The organism is Eubacterium sp. AF36-5BH, assembly GCF_003460505.1.
Classification (GTDB): domain Bacteria; phylum Bacillota; class Clostridia; order Lachnospirales; family Lachnospiraceae; genus Eubacterium_G.
On sequence record NZ_QTVG01000023.1, the window covers coordinates 1 to 987 of the forward strand.

The following is a 987-nucleotide window of genomic DNA, read 5'->3' on the forward strand; positions in this document are numbered from 1 at the left end:
TTATCATTATTAGATGGAAAGAAGATTGCAATCATCGGTTATGGTAGCCAGGGACATGCACATGCATTAAACTTAAAAGAATCAGGATGTGACGTAATCATCGGATTATATGAAGGAAGTAAGTCATGGGCAAAGGCAGAAAAGCAGGGATTTAAGGTATACACAGCTGCAGAAGCTGCAAAGCAGGCAGACATTATAATGATACTTATAAATGACGAATTACAGGCAGACATGTACAAGAAGGACATTGAACCAAACCTTGAAGCAGGAAACATGTTAATGTTCGCACATGGATTTAACATTCACTTTGGATGCATCAATCCACCAAAGGATGTAGACGTAACAATGGTAGCACCAAAGGCACCTGGTCATACAGTACGTTCAGAATATCAGGAAGGAAAAGGAACACCTTGCTTAGTAGCAGTAGAACAGGATGCAACAGGTAAGGCATTAGACATGGCATTAGCATACGCATTAGGAATTGGCGGAGCAAGAGCCGGAGTACTTGAAACAACATTCAGAACAGAAACAGAAACAGACTTATTCGGAGAACAGGCTGTACTTTGTGGTGGTGTATGTGCATTAATGCAGGCAGGATTCGAAACATTATGTGAAGCAGGATATGATCCAAGAAACGCATACTTCGAATGTATCCACGAAATGAAATTAATCGTAGATTTAATTTACCAGTCAGGATTCGCAGGAATGAGATACTCAATCTCAAACACAGCAGAATACGGTGATTACATAACAGGACCAAAGATTGTAACAGAAGATACAAAGAAAGCAATGAAGAAAGTACTTTCAGACATTCAGGACGGAACATTTGCAAAAGAATTCTTACTTGACATGTCACCAGCAGGCCGTCAGGTACACTTCAAGGCAATGAGAAAGTTAGCTTCAGAACATCCATCAGAAAAAGTTGGAGAAGAAATCAGAAAACTTTACAGTTGGAATGACGAAAGCGGCAAATTAATCAACAACTAA

The 987-nt window shown here is 39.6% G+C and carries 1 protein-coding gene; it reads left to right on the forward strand.

Annotated features, from left to right (window positions below):
- Nucleotides 1–987 (forward strand): ketol-acid reductoisomerase (gene ilvC / locus DW006_RS11965; RefSeq protein ID WP_118000909.1); only part of this gene is annotated, 987 nt, incomplete at its 5' end.